The sequence below is a fragment of the Nocardia sp. NPDC005745 genome, assembly GCF_040630775.1.
Classification (GTDB): Bacteria; Actinomycetota; Actinomycetes; order Mycobacteriales; family Mycobacteriaceae; genus Nocardia.
Map to the genome: position 1 here is coordinate 31,123 of NZ_JBEXYF010000012.1, position 20,483 is coordinate 51,605.

Sequence of the window (20,483 nt, forward strand, 5' to 3'; positions counted from 1 at the left end):
CTACTCCGCGATCACGACGGTGATCTCGTCACCGGCCGCGTCGGTCGATTCGTCCGGGCCCGCGAACCAGTGGGTGACCTCGCCGTCGGTGAGGTCGGTTTCGAGGTCGCCGGTCGGGACGACGGACAGGGCGCCCGCGGTGGCGGAGGTCAGGAACTCCAGGACAGCGGGGCGGCCGGAGGCGGCGGTGGTGTACGTGGTCGACTCGAAGTCGATCTCGTGTTCCTCGCGCAACCGTTCGGCTTCGTCGAGCGCGTCGGACTGGGTGATCGAGACCGCCCCGTCCGCCGTGGCGACGACGAAGGCCGGGTGTTCCTCGCCGAGCGGGCGGACCCGGTCGGCGTAGGAGACCGGATGCGCGGCCGCCTCGGCGATGTCCTGGCGCACCTGGGCGTCGGCGAGCGCTACCCAGCGGATGTCGCTGTCGGCCATCGGTTCCGCGGTGAGTCCGAATCCGGCGCCCGCCGCGGTGAGCTGCTCGGCGGTGAGATCGCCCGCGAACAGGCATGCCGCACCGGCCTTCTGGACCGCCCAGGCGGCGACCACCGCGTCCACCGAACGCGGCAGCGTCACCGCGACGACGTCGCCCGGTCCCGCACCGCGATCGATGAGCACCCGGGCCAACTGGGAGGAGCGCCGATCCAGCACGTGGTAGGCGACCTCGTCGTCACCGGCCAGCAGCGCGGGCGCTTCGGGGTCCTCTTCCACGACCTCGGCGAGCACCTTGGCCACCGTGCGCGCCCCGACCCGGCCGACCGGCTCCGGCGTGGACGCCGTCGCGGTGATGCCGGATTCGGCCAGCAGCCGCGCCCGTTCGCCTTCGTCGAGGATGTCGATGTCGCCGACCAGCGCGTCCGGATCGCCGAGCAGCGCCTCCAGCACCCGCACCAGCCGCTCGGCGAGGGTCTCGACCTCTTCGGCGGTGAACCGGCTGCCCAGGTACTTCAGCGTCAGCTCGATGGTGGACTCCGCGATCACCAGCAGCGTCATCGGGTAGTGCGTGGCGTCGTTGACGCCGACACCGGTCACCGACATGCCGTCGATCGAGCTGGCGGCCGAGATCGCCTCCTTGTCCATCGGATACGACTCGAACACCAGCAGTGTGTCGAACAGCGACCCGGTGCCCGCCACCCGCTGGATGTCGGTGAGGCCCACGTAGTGGTGCTCGAGCAGACCGGCCTGGTCCCCCTGTAGCCGGGCCAGCAGTTCGCCGATGCTCTGGCGGTCGTCGATGCGCAGCCGCACCGGCAGCGTGTTGATGAACAGACCCACCATCGACTCGACACCGGGCAGATCGGCAGGGCGGCCGGACACCGTCGCGCCGAACACCACGTCGCCGCGTCCGGTGAGACGTCCGAGCAGAATGCCCCAGGCGGCCTGCACCAGCGTGTTCACCGTGACGCCGAGTTCGGCGGCGTGCTTGGTGATTCGGCGGGTGCGGTCGGCGTCGAGTTCGGTGACCACCTTGCCGATCTCGTAGTTCTCCGCCGCACGCGGCTGCGGAGCGAGCTGGGTGGGTTCGTTGACGCCCTCCAGCGCCGCCGACCAGGCGCGCAGCGAGGCGTCCCGGTCACGCCCGGCCAGCCAGCCGAGGAAGTTGCGGTAGGAGGCCACCCGCGGCAACGCGGTCTGGTCGCCGCGCACCGCGTACAGCACCAGCAGGTCCCGCATCAGCAGCGGCATCGACCAGCCGTCCAGCAGGATGTGGTGGGTGGTGATGGCCAGGTGCCATTGCGCGGAGTCGCTGCGCAGCAGCGTGAACCGGATCAGCGGCGGGACGGCCATGTCGAAGTGCGTCGCCTGCTCGGCCGCGACCTGCCTGCGCAGCTCCGCGGTCCGCTCGTCGGCGGGCAGATCGGTGAGATCCACTTCGCGCCACGGCGCCTCGACCCGGTCCAGCACCACCTGCACGGCCTGTCCGTCGTTGTCGGTGACGAACGCGGTGCGCAGGTTCGGGTACCGGTCGACGATGCCCTGAGCCGCCGCCCGCAGCCGTGCCACGTCCAGCGCGCCGCCCAGGTCCACCACGGCCTGCATGGTGTACACGTCCACGGTGGACTGGGTCATCATCGCGTGGAACAGCAGACCCGACTGCAGCGGCGAGAGCGGCCACACCTCGGTCAGCGCCGGGTAGGTCCGTTCCCACTGCTCGATGTCCTGCTGACCCACCCGCACCAGCGGCATGTCCGACGGCGTGTAGCCACCCGCGTCCGGCCGGCGCGCGTGCGTGGCCAGCGCGGTGAGCGCCTCGACCCACAACTGCGCGAACTCCTGCACCCGTTCCCGGGGCAGCAGGCCGGTCGGGAAGGCGAACGACGCGCCCAGGCTGGGCCCCTCGTCGGAGTCGGTGACGATCGCGTTGATATCGATCGTCGCGTTGGCCGGCATGTCGAGGTCCATGTCGACATCCAGCTGACCCAGGTCGGCCACCGGCACCCAGCCGATCTCGGCGAGCTGCTCGGGGATCTCCCCGGCCGACATCCGGCCCAGGTAGTTGAAGCTGATCTGCCCGGACGATCCCAGACCCGCCGCGGTCTCCGGATTCAGCTGCCGCAGCAGGCCGTAGCCGAGGCCCTTGTCGGGCACCGCGAGCAACTGCTCCTTGATCGACTTCACGATCTCGCCGAGCGCGGCGCCACCGGCGAACGCGTCGGTGAGGTCGGCGCCGGCCAGATCGAGCCGGACCGGGTAGGCCGAGGTGAACCAGCCGACGGTGCGCGACAGGTCCGCGCCCGGCACGACGTCCTCTTCACGACCGTGGCCTTCGAGCTTGATCAGCGCCGCGTCCGAACCGTCGCTGCGCCAGCGGGCGACGGCCATGGCGAGCGCCGAGAGCAGCCCGTCGTTCACACCGCCCCGGTACAGGCCCGGGATCGCGGTGAGCACCGCGTCGGTGACCTCGGCGGGCACGGTGACCTCGACCCGCTCGACGGTGGCGAACGTGTCCACCGCCGGGTCGAACGGACGCTCGCCCAGCAGCGGGTCCGGGGTGGCCGAGACCTGCTGCCAGAACGGCAGCTCCGCGACCCGCTCCGGCGAGCTCGCTGCCTGCACCAGGCTGTGCGCCCAGCGCCGCATCGAGGTGCCGTTGGCGGGCAGCGTCACCGGCTGACCGGCGACCAGCTGCGACCAGGCGACCGCCAGATCCGGGATGAGGATGCGCCAGGACACGCCGTCGACCACGAAGTGGTGCGCGACGATGAGCAGCACATCGCGCCGCTCCCCTTCGAAGGCGAACCAGACGAACTGCGCCATCGCGGCATTCGCCGGATCGAGCCCGCCCATCGCCCCGTCGAGCGCCTCGGTGGCGACCCGGGCCAGCTCGGCCTCGTCGGTGTCGGCCGCCAGGTCCACGCGGCGCACCAGGGCGTCGACGTCCACCGCGCCGTGCGGCAGCGCCTCGAACGTCCAGTCCGTGCCGGTCCGGCGCAGCCGAGACCGGAGCACGTCGTGGTGGTCGAACACCGCCGCGATGGTGGCGACCAGGGTCTCCCGGTCGATGCCGTCGGGCAGCCGCAGCGCCATGGTCTGCGAGAACCGCTGGTACGACGAGCCGCTCGCGAGGATCTGCCGCATGATCGGGGTCAGCGGGATCTCGCCGACACCACCGCCGGGCAGCTCCTCCAGCTTCACCTGCTCGGCGCCCGCGCCGAGCGCGGCGATCTCGGCCAGCGAGGCCACGCTGCGCCGCTCGAACACGTCACGCGGGGTGAACTGCACACCGCGCGCCTTGGCCCGGGAGACCAGCTGGATGGACAGGATGCTGTCGCCGCCCAGAGCGAAGAACGAGTCGTCCAAGCCGATCTGCTCGACGCCGAGCACCTCGGCGAACACCTCGGCGATGACGGCCTCGACCTCGCTGGCGGGCGCCCGGAATTCGCGCGGGGCCAGCTCCGGCTCGGGCAGCGCCTTGCGGTCCAGCTTGCCGACCGGGGTCAGCGGGATCTCGTCGATCACCACGATCGCCGTCGGCACCATGTGCGGCGGCAGGATGCGCGAGGCGTACTCGCTCAACCGGGCCGTATCGATCTCGCGACCGGGCGCGGCCAGCACGTAGGACACCAGAATCGTCGCGCCCGCCTCGGTCTTGCGGCCGATCGTGATCGCGTACTCGACGTCCTCGTTGCTCGCCAGCACGGTGTCGATCTCGCCGAGCTCGATGCGGAAGCCGCGGATCTTCACCTGGAAGTCCGAGCGGCCCACGTAGTCCAGCTCCCAGCGCACCGACGGCAGCGCGGCGTTGCCCGCCCGCTCACCGGGTTCGGCGAACCAGCGCACCACGTCACCGGTGCGGTACATCCGCGCGCCCTCGTCGCTCCACGGGTTGGCGACGAACCGTTCCGCGGTGAGGTCGGGGCGGTTGTGGTAGCCGCGCGCCAGCGCGCCACCGGCCAGGTACAGCTCGCCCGCGACGCCTGGGGGCACCGGGTTGAGCCGGTTGTCCAGCACCAGTGCGGACATACCGCGCACCGGACGGCCGATGGTGATGTGCCTGCCCGGGGTGAGCTGGGCGTAGGACGAGATGATCGTCGTCTCGGTCGGGCCGTAGGCGTTGAAGTACTTGCGGCCCGGCCACCACTTGGCCAGCAGTTCCGGCGTGGTGACGTCACCGCCGACGGAGGCCACCTCGAGCGCCTCCATGCCTTCCGGATCGACCGTGCCGAGCACCGCCGGGGTGATGATCGTGTGGCTCACCCGCTCGGTGCGCAGCAGCTCCGCCAGATCGGGGCCGCCGATGACGGTCGAGGGCACGACCACCAGCGTCGCGCCGGTGTAGGCGGCGCACAGCCATTCGAGCACCGACGGGTCGAAGCTCGGCGAGCAGATGTGCAGGAACCGGTGGTGCGATTCCAGCTGGTACAGATCCGCCGCGACGCCGACCAGTCCGCCCATGCCCGCGTGGGTCACGGTGACGCCCTTGGGCATACCGGTCGAACCGGAGGTGTAGATGACGTACGCCGGGTGGCGCATGGCCAGCGAGGAGATCCGGTCTGCGTCGGTGACCTGCTCGGCGGACTGGTTCTCGATCAGCTCACCGAGAGCCGGGTCGTCGATCCGCAGCCACTCCACGTCGCGCGGCAGCCGGTCGACGTACTCGCTCGCGGTGATGCCGATGACGGCGCCGGAGTCGTTGACCATGTGCCGCATGCGGTCTTCGGGGTAGGTCGGGTCCACCGGCACGTGCGCGCCGCCGGCCTTCGCCACCGCCCAGAACGCGGCGACCATCTCGTAGGAGCGCGGGAACGACAGCGCCACGATGCGCTCCGGTCCCACACCGCGCGAGATGAGCACCCGCGCCAGGCGCGAGGAGTACTCGTCCAGTTCGCGGTAGGTGATCGAGCGGCCCTGGTAGCGCACCGCGATCTGCTCCGGGTCCAGCCGCGCGCCGTACTGCAGCAGGTCCGGCAGCAGGCCGGTGGCCATGACGTCCTCGCCGTGCACGTGCGTGAGCAGGTGGAACTCGGCCGTGTCCAGCAGCGGCAGATCACCGATCGGGGTCTCGCGATCGGTGGTGATCGCGGTGAGCAGCCTGGTGAAGCGCTCGGCGAACACCCGCACCGTCTCGTCGTCGAACAGGTCGCGCGCGAAGGAGAACTCCGCGTACATGCCCGCGTCGTCGGGGTTCTCCCCTGCCTCGCGGATGGTCAGCGACAGGTCGAACTTGGCGGTGTCGACGTCGAAATCGACCGCGCCCACGTGCAGTCCGGGCAGCTCGAAGCTGCTCTCGGGCAGGTTCTCGAACGACAGCGCCACCTGGAACAGCGGGTGCCGGGCGGTGGAGCGCTCGGGGTTGAGCAGTTCCACCAGCCGCTCGAAGGGCAGGTCCGCGTGCGCGAACGCCTGGAGATCGGCGTCCTTGGTGCGGGTCAGGAACTGGTCGAAGGTGAGATCGCCGTCCACGTGCGAGCGCAGCACCAGGGTGTTGACGAACATGCCGATCACGTCGTCGAGCTCGGCTTCGCCACGGCCCGCGATGGGCGTGCCGACGGCGATGTCGTCGGTTCCGGACATCCGCGCGAGGAACAGCGCGAGCGCGGCGTGCACGACCATGAACAGCGTCGCGTTCTGCTGTCTGGCGATCTCGGTGAGCATGCGGTGCAGCTCGCCGGAGATCGGGAACACCACGCGTCCACCGGCGAACGACTGCGTCGTCGGACGCGGCCGGTCGGCGGGCAGGTTGAGCTCGTCGGGCAGCCCGGCCAGCGCGGTGCGCCAGTATTCGGCCTGCTGCGAGATCAGGCTCTCGGGGTCGGTCTCGGAGCCGAGCACGTCGCGCTGCCACAGGCTGAAGTCGGCGTACTGCACCGGCAGCGGCGCCCAGCCCGGTTCCACCCCGGCCGAGCGGGCCGCGTAGGCCAGCATCACGTCGCGGGTCAGCGGGCCCATCGACCAGCCGTCCGCGCTGATGTGGTGCGCGACGAACACGAGCACGTACGACGTCTCGGATTCCGCGTCCGTCACGCGGAACAGCTTGGCCCGCAACGGAACCTCGGTGGTCACGTCGAATCCGGCGGAGATCACCTCGATGATCCGGTGCCGGATGTCCCCGGGCGAGACCGCTTCCGGCGTCAGGTTCGGCACGGCCCGTTCGGCGGGCACGATCACCTGATGCGCGGTGCCGTCCTGTTCGGGGTAGACGGTGCGCAGCGTCTCGTGCCTGCTCACCACATCCCCGACCGCCAGTTGCAGCGCTTCGACGTCCAGTTCGCCGGTGAGCCGCACGGCCACCGGGATGTTGTTCACCGCCGAGGCGGTGTCGAACTGGTTGAGGAACCACATGCGCTGCTGTGCCAGCGACAGCGGAATCCGCTCCGGACGCGGCCCGGCCACCAGCTCGCGACGGCCACCGGCGCCCGCGTGCTGCTCGGCCTTGGCGGCGAGTCCGGCCACGGTGGAGGCCTCGAACAGCACACGCACCGGGACGCGGGCGTCCAACGCCGCGCCGATACGCGCCGCGACCTGCGTCGCCAGCAAAGAGTTACCGCCCAGTGCGAAGAAATCGTCATCCGCACCGACACGCTCGACACCGAGCACCTCGGCATACACCGACGCCACGATCTCCTCGATCGGAGTCGACGGCGCACGGAAGGCCTGAACCTCGAACTCCGGCTCCGGCAACGCCTTACGATCCAACTTGCCGTTGACGTTCAACGGCAAAGCGTCCATGACCACGAACGCCGATGGCACCATGTACGACGGCAACCCGGCGGTGAGCTCGGACTTCACCCGCGCCACATCAATACCGGCTTCGGCATCGCCGCCCACGAGGTAGGCCACCAAACGGTCACCGGTCTTCGGATCGGACTTCGCGATCACCGCCGTCTGGGCGACCTCCGGCAGGGCGAGCAGCGCGGCCTCGATCTCACCCAACTCGATACGGAAACCACGGATCTTCACCTGGAAGTCCGTACGACCCCGGTACTCGAGCTCACCGCGACCGTTCCAGGCGACCAGGTCACCCGTGCGATACATCCGAGCACCCGACTCGAACGGATTCGCCACGAACCGATCCGCCGTCAAATCCGCACGACCGAAATAACCACGCGCCAACTGCGCGCCAGCGAGGTACAACTCACCGGAGACGCCGTCCGGCACGGGCCGCAAGCGGCCGTCGAGGACGTAGACCCGGCTGTTCCATTCGGGCGCACCGATCGACACGGAGGTCTCGTCGGCGAGGGTGACGCGGTGGCTGGTGATGGACACCGCCGCCTCGGTCGGACCGTAGAGGTTGAACAGTTCCGTGCGCGGGTTCTCCCGCAGGAACCGCTGCGCCACCGAACCCGGCAGAGCCTCACCGATCGCCAGCACCCGCCACAGCGAGTTCGGCATACCGGCCGTCAGCAGCGCGTCCAGCATCGACGGCACCACATGCAACGTGGTGACCCACTCGCGCGCCATCAACTCGTTCAGATACGCCGGATCACGATGACCATCCGGGGAGGCGATGACCAGACGGCCACCACACACCGCCGCCGACCAGAACTCCCACACCGACAAGTCGAACGTCGCCGCCGTCTTCAACAAAATCGCATCAGCCGCATCGAGACCGAACTCGACACTCTTCCACTGCAATTGGTTGGCGATCGCACCGTGCGGAACGGCGACACCCTTCGGACGGCCCGTCGACCCGGAGGTGAAGATGACGTACGCGGTGTTCTCCGGACGCAACGGCTGTACGCGATCGGCATCGGTCACCGTGGTGGCGTCGACACCGGACAGGTCCAATTCGTCGATCCGCACCACCGGCGCGACATCGGTCTCGAACTCCGCCTCCGCGTTCGACAACACGCACACCGGTGCCGCCGTCTCGAGGATGTAGCTGGTGCGCTCCGCGGCCTGGTCCGGATCCACCGGCACATACGCACCACCGGCCTTCGCCACCGCGTACATCGCCACGATCAGATCCACCGACCGACGCAACGCCAGGGCAACCCGCGACTCCGGACCCACACCCAACGAGATCAGATGCCGCGCAACGCGGTTCACCCTGGCGTCGAGCGCGCCGTAGGTGATCGACTCGCCGTCCTCGGTGACGAGCGCGACTTCCTTCGGGCCGGCCGCCACCGTGGCGTCCAGCAGGGACACCAGCGTGGCCGAGTTGTCCACCGTCTGCTCGGTCGCGTTGCGCGCGGTGAGCAGCTGGGTCCGCTCGGTGATGTCGAGCAGTTCGAGGTCGCCGACCGGAGTGCGCGGGGCGGCGACGATCTCGCCGAGCAGGCGCGCGAACCGGTCCACGAAGCCCTGCACCGTCGCGCGATCGAACATGTCGGTCGCGTAGGTGAAGAACCCGGTGATGCCCTCGGGAGCACCCGCGTCGTCGTAGCGGTCGGTCGCGATGAGGTGCAGGTCGAACTGGGACAGCTCGGTGTCGATGTCCAGACCGGACACGCTCAGGCCGGGCAGTTCCAGCGCGGACTGCGCCAGGTTCTGGAACGACAGACCCACCTGGAACAGCGGGTGCCGGGCGGTCGAACGCACCGGGTTGAGCACCTCGACCAGGCGCTCGAACGGCACGTCGGCGTTGGCGAACGCCTGGATGTCGGTCTCGCGCTGACGGGCCAGCAGGTCGGTGAACGCCTCGCCCGCCTCGACCCGGGTGCGGAACACCAGGGTGTTGACGAACATGCCGATCAGGTCGTCGAGCGCGGCTTCGCCACGGCCCGCCATCGGCGTGCCGATCGCGATGTCGTCGGTGCCCGACAGTCGGGCCAGCAGCACGGCCAGCGCGGTGTGCACGACCATGAACAGCGTCGCGCCCTCCGTACGGGCCAGCTCGATGAGCGCCTGGTGGGTCTGCGCGTCCACCCGCAGCTCGACCTTGCCGCCTGCGAAGGACTGCACCGCCGGACGCGGCCGGTCCGAGGGCAGGTCCAGCTGATCGGGCAGCTCGGCCAGCGCCTGGCGCCAGTAGGCGACCTGCTTGGCGGCCAGCGATTCCGGATCGTCCTCGTCACCGAGCAGTTCACGCTGCCAGATGCTGTAGTCCGCGTACTGGACCTGCAGCGGCGCCCAGTTCGGCGCCTCGCCCGCCGCGCGCGCGGCGTAGGCGATCATCAGGTCCCTGGTCAGCGGGCCGACCGAGGAGCCGTCACCGGAGATGTGGTGCACCACCATGGCCAGCACGTAGTCCACCGACCCGTCCGGCCCGGCCTGCGTGCCCTCTCCGGCGATCTGGAACAGCGCGACCTTCATCGGCACCTCGGTGGTGACGTCGAAGATCGTCGAGGTCAGCGCCACCACGGCGGACTCGATCTGCGACGGCGCGACCACCCGCACCTCGAGGCGCGGCACGGCCTGGGCGGGCGGCAGGATGACCTGCACCGGGCCCGCCTCGGTCTGCGGGTAGACCGTCCGCAGGATCTCGTGGCGGCTCACCAGGTCCGCAATGGCGGCACGCAGCGCGGCCACGTCCAGCGCGCCCGACAGCCGCACCGCGATCGGCACGTTGTAGGCCGCCGAGGCGGTGTCGAACCGGTTGAGGAACCACATGCGCTGCTGCGCCAGCGACAGCGGAATGTGCTCCGGCCGCGGGCCCGCCGTCAGCGCGCGGCGACCGCCCATATCGGCGTGCTGCTCCACCCGCACCGCCAGCGCGGCCACGGTGGACGCCTCGAACAGCAGGCGCACCGGCACCCGGGTGTTGAGCGCCTCGCCCAGCCGGGCGGCGACCTGCGTGGCCAGCAGCGAGTTGCCGCCCCAGGCGAAGAAGTCGTCGTCCAGGCCGAGCCGCTTGGAATCACCGTCGCGATCGGAGATCCGCAGCACTTCGGCGAAGGTGTTCGCCACGATCTGCTCGATCGGCGTGACCGGAGCGCGGAACACCGCCTTCTCGAAGGTGGGCCGCGGCAGCGCCTTGCGGTCCAGTTTGCCGTTGGCGTTGAGCGGCAACGCGTCCAGCTCGATCAGCATCGACGGCACCATGTACGACGGCAGCTCGGCCGACAGCGCGGATTGCAGCGCGCGCTTGTCGAGCGCGCCCGTCCGGGGCACCACATAGGCGACCAGCCGGTCGCCGATGCTCGGATCGTTGTGCGCGACGACGGCCGCCGCGCTCACCGCGTCCTGCCGCAGCAGCGCGGCCTCGATTTCGCCGAGTTCGATGCGGAAACCGCGGATCTTCACCTGGAAGTCGGTGCGGCCCCGGTAGTCCAGCTCGCCGGTGGCGTTCCAGGCCACCAGGTCGCCGGTGCGATACATCCGGTCGCCCGACGCCCCGAACGGGTCGGCGACGAACCGGTCGGCGGTCAGATCGGGACGGCCGAAGTAGCCGCGCGCCAGCTGCGCACCGGCCAGATACAGCTCACCCGAGACGCCCACCGGCACCGGCCGCAGGCGGGAGTCGAGCACGTAGACCCGGCTGTTCCACTCCGGCGCGCCGATCGACACCGACGCCTCGTCGGCATCGGTGACCAGGTGGCTGGTGATCGACACCGCCGCCTCGGTCGGGCCGTAGAGGTTGTGCAGTTCGGCGGCGTTGTGCCTGCGCAACCGCTGGGCGGTGGCGGCGGGCAGCGCCTCACCGATGGCCAGCACCCGGCGCAGCGAGTCCGACAGGCGGCCACCGGATTCGGTGAGCAACGCGTCCAGCATGGACGGCACCACATGCAGGGTGGTGACGCCGGTGGCGCGCATCAGTTCGTTCAGATAGGCCGGATCGCGGTGCCCGTCGGCGGCCGAGATCACCAGGCGGCCACCGGAAACCGCGGCCGACCAGAACTCCCAGACCGAGAGGTCGAAGGTCGCCGCCGTCTTCAGCAGCACCGCGTCCTCGGCGCCCAGCTCGAAGACGGAGGTCTCCCACTGCAACTGGTTGACGATCGCGGCGTGCGGGACCGCGACGCCCTTCGGCTGGCCGGTCGAACCCGAGGTGAAGATCACGTACGCGGTGTTCGCCGGGGTCAGCGCACCGGTGCGCTCGTCGGCGGTCACCGGAGCGGCCGTGTACTCGGTGAGGTCGAGCGCGTCGATCGGCACGACGTCGGCCGCGGCGGTGTGGAAGCCGTCCCGGCCGGTGGTCAGCACGCACACCGGCGCGGCGGTGCCGAGGATGTAATCGGTCCGCTCCGCAGGCTGGTCCGGATCGATCGGCACGTACGCGGCACCGGCCTTCGCGACCGCGTACATCGCGACCACGAGATCGGTGGAGCGGCGGATCGCCAGCGCGACGCGGTCCTCCGGGCCGACGCCGCGGCCGATCAGGTACCGGGCCAGGCGGTTGACCCGCGCGTCCAGCCCGGCGTAGGTCAGCTCCCTGCGGCCGGTCGGCTCGTCTGCGACCAGCGCCACGGCCGCGGGCGTCGCCGCCACCGTGGCGTCCAGCAGCGAGACCAGCGTCGCGGTGCGCGTGGAGCCCGCGGAACGCGCGGCGAGCAGAGCGTCGAGATCGTATTCGGTGGCGTTCCAGGCCGTGAGGATGCGTTCGCTCTCCTCGGACGCGAGCAGATCGATCTCGCCAACCCGCACGGTGGCGTCGGTCAGCACGGCGTCGAGCACCCGCAGGAACCGGTCGGCGAAGCCCTGCACCGTGTTCTCGTCGAACAGGTCGGTGGCGTAACCGAATTCGGTGATGATCTCGGCGGGCGTGCCGTCGTCGGCGTACCGGTCGTAGAGCGTGACGTGCAGGTCGGTCTTGGCCAGCTGCGAGTCGAAGTTGACCGCGCTCACGGTGAGCCCGGGCAGCTCGAAGGTGGTCTCGGCCAGGTTCTGGAACGACAGGCCCACCTGGAACAGCGGGTTGCGCGCGGTGGAGCGCACCGGGTTGAGCACCTCGACGAGACGCTCGAACGGCACGTCGGCGTTGGCGAACGCCTCCAGGTCGCGTTCCTTCACGTCGCCGAGCAGATCGGCGAAACGCTCGGCGGGCCGCACCCTGGTGCGGAACACCAGGGTGTTGACGAACATGCCGATCAGGTCGTCGAGTTCGCGTTCGCCACGACCGGCGATCGGGGTGCCCACGGCGATGTCGTCGGTGCCCGACAGCCGCGACAGCAGCACCGCCAGCGCCGCGTGCACCACCATGAACAGCGACGCGTTGTGCGCGCGCGCCAACTCGTGCAGGCGGGCGTGCCGCTGCGGGTCGATCTCGAAGCGGATCGCCTTGCCCTGGAACGACTGCGCGGGCGGGCGCGGCCGGTCGGCGGGCAGCTCCAGCTGATCGGGCAGGTCGGCCAATGCCGTGGTCCAGTACGCCACCTGACGGGCGGCCAGCGATTCCGGATCGTCCTCGGATCCGAGCACCGCGCGCTGCCACAGCGCGTAGTCGGCGTACTGCACCGGAAGCGGCTGCCACTGCGGCGCCTCGCCCTGCACGCGGGCCACGTAGGCGGCCATCACGTCACGGGCCAGCGGGCCCATCGACGAACCGTCGGCCGCGACGTGGTGCACGGTGAACGCGAGCACGTGCTCGGCTGTGTCCGATCCCGCCCTGCTCCCGCCCGCGTCCGATCCCGCCCTACTCCCACCCGCGCTGATCCGGAACAGCGCCACCGCCAACGGCACCTCGACGGTGACGTCGAAGGTGGTCAGCGCGAAGCCGATGACCGCGCCGAGCAGATCCTCCTCGGCCACGTCGATCGGGGTGAGCGCCGCCGCCGACCGGTCCGCCGGACGGATCACCTGGTGCGGACCGTCCGCCGAGCGCGGGTAGGTGGTGCGCAGCACCTCGTGGCGGGCGAACACGTCGCCGATGGCCTGCTCGAGCGCGGCCACGTCGAGCGTGCCGGACAGCCGGACGGCCAGCGGGATGTTGTCCACCGCCGAGGTGGCCGTGTCGAACTGGTTGAGGAACCAGTACCGCTGCTGAGCGGGCGACAGCGGGATGCGCGCCGGGCGCTCCCCCGCCTCCAGGCGCGGCCGGTCCCGGCCGGACCCGGCGTTGTGCTCCACCCGGGTGGCCAGCGCCTGCACGGTGGACGCCTCGAACAGGTCGCGTACCGCGAGCTTGGTGTCCAGCGCGGCGCCCAGCCGCGCGGTCACCTGGGTGGCCAGCAGCGAGTTGCCGCCGAGTTCGAAGAAGTCGTCGTCCAGGCCGACCCGCGCGACGCCGAGCACGTCGCCGAAGGTGCCCGCCACGATCTCCTCGATCGGGGTGGACGGGGCCCGGAACACCTTGGCCTCGAACACCGGCGCGGGCAGCGCCTTGCGGTCCAGCTTGCCGGAGGCGTTCAGCGGGAACTCATCCAGCACGACGAACGCCGAGGGCACCATGTAGGCGGGCAGCTCGCCGCCGAGTTCCGCGCGCACGCCCTCGATGTCCACCGAACGACCGGCGGTCGCGATGACGTAGGCGACCAGCTGGTCGCCGAGCCGATCGTCCGAGCGCACCACGACCACGGCCTGGGCGATCGATTCCAAGGCCGTGAGCGCCGACTCGATCTCGCCGAGTTCGATGCGCAGACCGCGCAGCTTCACCTGGAAGTCGGTGCGGCCCAGATACTCCAGCTCGCCCTTGTCCGTCCAGGTCACCAGGTCGCCGGTGCGGTACATCCGCTCGCCGTCGCCGAACGGGTCGGCCACGAACCGGTCGGAGGTCAGATCCGGACGCGCGACATAGCCGCGGGCCAGTTGCACGCCCGCGAGGTACAGCTCACCCGCGACGCCCACCGGCACCGGGTGCAGCCGCGAATCCAGCACGTACACCTGGGTGTTGAACACCGGGGCGCCGATCGGCACCGACACCGTGTCGTCCTCGGTCACCTCGTGGAAGGTGACATCGACCGCGGCCTCGGTCGGGCCGTACAGGTTGTGCAGCCGGGCGCCGGTGAGTTCCTGCATCCGCTGCGCGGTGGCGGCGGGCAGCGCCTCACCGGAGGCGAAGACATTGCGCAGGCTGGTGCATTCGTCGGCGCGTTCCTCTGCCACGAACACCGACAGCATGGACGGCACGAAGTGCGCCGTGGTGACCTGCTCGCCGGTGATGACCTGCACGAGGTAGGCCGGGTCGCGATGACCGTCGGGCTTGGCCACCACGAGGCGGGCGCCGACCTGCAAGGGCCAGAAGAACTCCCACACCGACACGTCGAAGGTGGCCGGGGTCTTCTGCAACACCACGTCGGTGTCGTCCAGGCCGTACTCGTCCTGCATCCACACCAGGCGGTTGACGATCGCGGCGTGCGAGACCGCCACACCCTTCGGGCGGCCGGTCGAACCGGAGGTGAAGATCACGTAGGCGGTGTTCGACGGACGCAACGGCGCGCGGCGATCGGCGTCGGTCAGCGGCTCGTCGGAGTAGCCGGCCAGCGAGACGACATCGATCTCGACAGCCGGGGTCGTGCCCGCGTCGAAACCGTCGCGCGAGGTGGTGAGCACGCACACCGGCCGCGCGGTCTCGAGCACGTAGCGGGTGCGGTCGGCCGGGTGGTCCGGGTCCAGCGGCACGTACGCGCCACCGGCGACGCTCACCGCGTACATGCCGACCACCAGGTCGATCGAGCGGCGCATGCCCAGCGCGACCATCGAATCCGGGCCGACACCCGACGAGATCAAGTGCCGCGCCAAGCGGTTCACCCGGCCGGCGAACTCGGCGTAGGACAGAGTCGTCCCCTCGAACGTCACCGCGGGCGCGTCCGGGGTCCGCGCCAGCTGCGCGGCGAACATCGACACCAGCGTGGCCGCCGGGTCCACCGGATGCGCCGTGTCGTTCCACCGCTCCAGCACTTCGGTGCGCTCGACGCTGTCGAGCAGCTCGACGTCGCCGATGGTCACGGACGCGTCCGCGGCGATCGCGGTCAGCATCCGCACCAGTCGCGACGCGACACCGGCGATGGTGTCGGCGTCGAACATGTCGGTCGCGTACGCGAATTCGGCGGTCATACCGTCGGCGGCGCCCCCGGCGTCGAACCGGTCGGCCAGGTTGAGGTGCAGGTCGAACTTCGCGGTCACCACGTCCAGCGGAACACCGGCCACTTCCAGGCCGGGCAGCTCGAAGGTGGCCTCCCCGGTGTTCTGGAACGACAGCATCACCTGGAACAGCGGGTGGCGTGCCTGCGAACGCGCCGGGTTCAGGATCTCCACCAGCCGCTCGAACGGCAGGTCCGCGTGCGCGAACGCCGCGAGGTCGGTGTCCTTGGTGCTCGCCAGCAGTTCGGTGAACGGTTTCGCGGGATCGACCGCGCTGCGCAGCACCAGAGTGTTGACGAACATGCCGATCGCGTCGTCGAGCACCGCTTCACCGCGGCCCGCGACCGCGGTGCCGATGGCGATGTCGTCGCTGCCGGACAACCGGGCCAGCAGGGCGGCGAACGCCGCGTGCACCACCATGAACAGGCTGGCGCCGTTCGCGCGGGCCAGCGCGTTCAGCTCGCGCAACAGCTGCGCGTCGAGCGAGAACTCGTACACGCCACCGCGGTTGGACGCCACCGCGGGACGCGAGCGGTCCGACGGCAGGTCCAGCTGATCCGGCAGTCCGGCCAGGGAGTCGGACCAGAACGCGACCTGCTGGGCGATCAGCGACGCGGGATCGCCTTCGGCGCCCAGCGTCTCGCGCTGCCACAGCGCGTAGTCGGCGTACTGCACCGGCAACGGAGCCCAGGCGGGCGCCTCGCCGCGCGAACGCGCGGAGTAGGCCACCATCACGTCGCGCGCCAGCGGACGCACCGACCAGCCGTCACCGGAGATGTGGTGCACCACGAACACCAGCACGTGGGTGTCGGGCTGCGAGCCGTCCATCGAGCCCGCGATGCGGAACAGCGCGGCACGCACCGGGACCTCGGCGGTGACGTCGAAGCCGGTCAGCACCAGTTCGCTGATCCGGTCGGAGATCTCGGCCTCGGACACCTCGATCGGGGCGAGATCGATGGCGTTGTGCCCGGCGGGCAGCACCACCTGCACGCCCTGGCCGTCGGCGGTCTCCGGGTAGACGGTGCGCAGCACCTCGTGCCGGTCGACCACGTCGGCGACGGCCTGGCGCAGCGCCTCGGTGTCCAGCGTTCCGGTGAGCCGGACCGCGAGCGGGATGTTGTTCACCGCGGTCTGGTTGTCGAAACGGTTCAGGAACCACATGCGCTGCTGAGCCAGCGACAGCGGGATCTTGGACGGGCGCGGGCCCGCGACGAGCTCGCGACGGCGGCCGGTGCCCTGGTGGGTCTCCACCCGGGCCGCCAGCGCGGCCACGGTCGGCGCCTCGAACAAAGTGCGGACCGGGATGCGGGTGTCCAGCGCGGCGCCGAGCCTGGCCACCACCTGGGTGGCGATCAGCGAGTTGCCGCCCAGGTCGAAGAAGTCGTCGTCCAGGCCGACCGCGCGTTCGGCGGCCTGCGCCAGGCCGAGCACTTCGGCGAAGACATCGGCGACGATCTCCTCCACCGGAGTCGACGGTGCGCGGAATTCCCGTGCCTCGAAGACGGGCTCGGGCAGCGCGCGCCGATCCAGCTTGCCGTTCGGGTTCAGCGGCATGGCGTCGAGCACGACGATCGCGGCGGGCACCATGTACGACGGCAGGTGCGCGGACAGATGCGCCCGCAACGCCTCGACATCCACCGTGGCGCCGTTCGCGGGCACCACGTAACCCACCAGTTGGTCGCCGGTGTGCGCGTCGGAGCGCACCAGCGCGACCGACTGCGCGACCGATTCGTGGGCGGTCAGCGCGGTCTCGATCTCGCCGAGCTCGATGCGCAGACCGCGCAGCTTCACCTGGAAGTCGGTGCGGCCCAGGTACTCGATGGCCCCGGTGGCGTCCCGGGTGACCAGGTCGCCGGTGCGGTACATCCGCGCGCCGGGCTCCCCGTACGGGTCGGCCACGAACCGGTCGGCGGTCAGATCCGCGCGACCGAAGTAACCGCGCGCCAGCTGATCACCCGCGAGGTACAGCTCGCCCGCGACGTTCGGCGGCACCGGGTGCAGGCGCGCGTCCAGCACGTACGCCTGCGCGTTCCACACCGGAAGGCCGATCGGCACAGCGCCGTCCACCTCGTCGGCTACGGGTGCGTGGGTGGCGTGCACCGTGAACTCGGTGGGGCCGTACAGGTTGTACAGCGCGGCGTCGCTCACCCGCCGGATGGCGACGACCGCGTCGGCTGTGAACGCCTCACCGGCGACGAACAGCGTCCGCAGCGAGGCGAGCGCGTCGGCGTCGGCCGGGTCGATGGCGCCCGCGAAGACGCTCAGCATGGACGGCACGAACGAGGTCATGGTGACCCGCTCGGCCGCGATCACCTCGGCGAGGTACTGCGGGTCGCGGTGCCCGTCCGGGCTCGCCACCACGATGCGCCCGCCGGTGCTCAACGGGCCGAACAGCTCCCACACCGACACGTCGAAGGTGGCGGGGGTCTTGAACAGCACCACGTCGCCCGAGCCGATGCCGTATTCGCCGGTGATCCAGCGGATCTGGTTGACGACCGCCGAATGCGGCACAGCGACGCCCTTCGGACGTCCGGTCGAACCCGAGGTGAAGATCACGTACGCCGGGTGCTGCGGGCGCAGCGGCGCGATGCGCTCGGCGTCGGTGACGGGTGCGTCCGGGTAACCGGACAGGTCCAGCTCGTCGATGTCCAGCGTCGCGCGGCCCGCGCCGTCGAACGCGTCGCGCGCGGTGGTCAGCACGCAGACCGGGTCGGCCGAGTCGAGCACGTAGTGCACGCGGTCGGCGGGCTGGTCCAGGTCCAGCGGCACATAGCCGCCGCCCGCGGCGTGCACCGCGTAGGCGGCCACGACCAGGTCCACCGAGCGGCGCATGCCCAGGGCGACCAGCGTCTCCGGGCCGACGCCCGCCTCGATGAGGCGGCGTGCGAGCCGCCGCACCCGGGCGGCGAATTCGGCGTAGGTCAGAACCGTTCCGGTGGCCGGGTCGACCACGGCGACCGCGTCCGGCGTGGCCGCGGCCTGCGCGGCGAACTCATCGACCAGCGTGGTCGCCGGGCCGAGGTCGCGGGCGGTGTCGTTCCAGCCGCGCAGCGCCTGCGCGGTCTCCTGCTCGTCCAGCAGCGCAATGTCGCCGATCGGCCGGTCCGGTTCGGCAGCGACGGCCTTCAGCAACCGGCCGAAGCGGCGGCCGAACTCGGCCATGGTGGCCGGGTCGAACAGGTCGGTGGCGTAGATCAGTTCGGCGGCGATGCCCGCGCCGTTGCCGCTCGAGGTTTCGGCGTCGCGTTCGGACAGCACCAATTGCAGGTCGAACTTGGCGACGTCGATCGGCAGGTCGACACCGCTCACCGTCAGACCGGGCAGCTCCAGGCTGTTCTGGCCCATGTTCTGGAACGACAGCATCACCTGGAACAGCGGGTGGCGCGCCTGCGAACGCGCCGGGTTCAGGATCTCCACCAGCCGCTCGAACGGCAGGTCGGCGTGCCCGAACGCGGCGATGTCGGTGGCGCGCACCGAACGCAGCAGCTCGGTGAACGTCGCACCGGACTCGATCGGGGTCCGCAGCACCAGGGTGTTGACGAACATGCCGATCAAATCGTCGAGCGCGCGCTCGCCACGACCGGCGACCGGCGTGCCGATCGCGATGTCGTCCTCGCCGGACAACCGCGACAGCAGCACGGCCAGCGCGGTGTGCGCGACCATGAACAGCGTCGCGCCCCTGGTACGGGCCAGTTCGGTGAGCTGAGCGTGGGTCTGGGCGTCGATCTCGAAGACGTGCGTGGCGCCACGACCGGAGGCGATCGCGGGGCGCGGCCGGTCGGCGGGCAGATCCAGCTGCTCGGGCAGCCCGCGCAGGGTGTCCGACCAGAACGAGATCTGCTCGGAGATCACCGAACTCGGGTCGTCCTCGGCGCCGAGCACCTGGCGCTGCCACAGCGCGAAGTCGGCGTACTGCACCTCCAGCGGACGCCAGGCGGGCTCGCCGCCGTCGACGCGGGCGCCGTAGGCGGTCATCACGTCGCGGGTCAGCGGGCCCATGGAGAAACCGTCGGCCGAGATGTGGTGCACCACCAAGGCGAGCACGTGCTCGGTGGGGCTGATCTCGAACAGCCGGGCGCGGAACGGCACCTCGGCGGTGACGTCGAAGGCCGTGCCGATCAGCCGCGCGAGCTGCTCGGGCAGTTCGGCTTCGGTGACGTCGACCGGCGTGAGGTCGGGGATGACCTTCGCGGTGGCCACGGTCTGCTGATGCGCCGCGCCGTCCACCTCGGGGTAGAACGTGCGCAGCGACTCGTGGCGGGCCAGCACGTCGGCGACGGCGATCTGCAGCGCCTGCCGGTCGAGCAGGCCGGACAGCCGTACCGCGGCCGGGATGTTGTCCACCGCCGAGTCGGGGTCGAAGCGGTTGAGGAACCACATGCGCTGCTGAGCCAGCGACAGCGGAACGAGCTCCGGTCGCTGCTGCGGCGCCAGCGGCGCACGGCCGCCGACGCCCGCCTTGGTCTCCGCGCGCGCCGCCAGCGCGACCACGGTGGACGCCTCGAACAGTTCGCGCACACCGAGGTCGGTGTCCAGCGCGGCCGACAGCCGCGCGGCGACCTGGGTAGCCGACAGCGAGTTGCCGCCGAGGGCGAAGAAGTCGTCGTCCAGGCCGACCCGCTCCAAGCCGAGCACGTCGGCGAAGGTCGCGGCGACGATCTCCTCGACCGGCGTGGTGGGGGCGCGGAACACCGCGGCCTCGAACACCGGCGCGGGCAACGCCTTGCGGTCCAGCTTGCCGGAGGCGTTGAGCGGGAACTCGTCGAGCACGATCACGACCGACGGCACCATGTACGCGGGCAACTGCCGTCCCAGGTCCTCGCGGACCAGGTCGGTGTCCAGCGCGGCGTCCGGCGCCGGGATGACGTACGCGACGAGCTGATCACCGGCGTGCGCATCGGAGCGCACGACCACGACCGACTGCGCGACCTCCTCCAGGCCGGTCAGCGCCTGCTCGATCTCACCGAGTTCGATACGCAGACCACGCAACTTCACCTGGAAATCGGTGCGGCCCAAGTACTCCAGTTCACCGTGCTCGGTCCACGCCACCAAGTCACCCGTGCGATACATCCGCGCACCGGGCTCCCCGTAGGGGTTGGCCACGAACCGGTCACTCGTCAGGTCCGGACGCGCGACATAACCCC

Annotated in this window: 1 protein-coding gene (running past one end of the window); it reads right to left on the minus strand. The window is 70.6% G+C overall.

The features are described 5' to 3' along the window. Positions 1 to 20,483, minus strand: the 3' end of a protein-coding gene (locus tag ABZ420_RS15070; protein ID WP_357122222.1) for a non-ribosomal peptide synthase/polyketide synthase. The gene runs 23,281 nt beyond the window's last position; the window shows 20,483 of its 43,764 coding nt (coding positions 23,282-43,764); its start codon lies off the right edge, out of view — the gene reads right to left on this strand; the stop codon is at positions 1 to 3.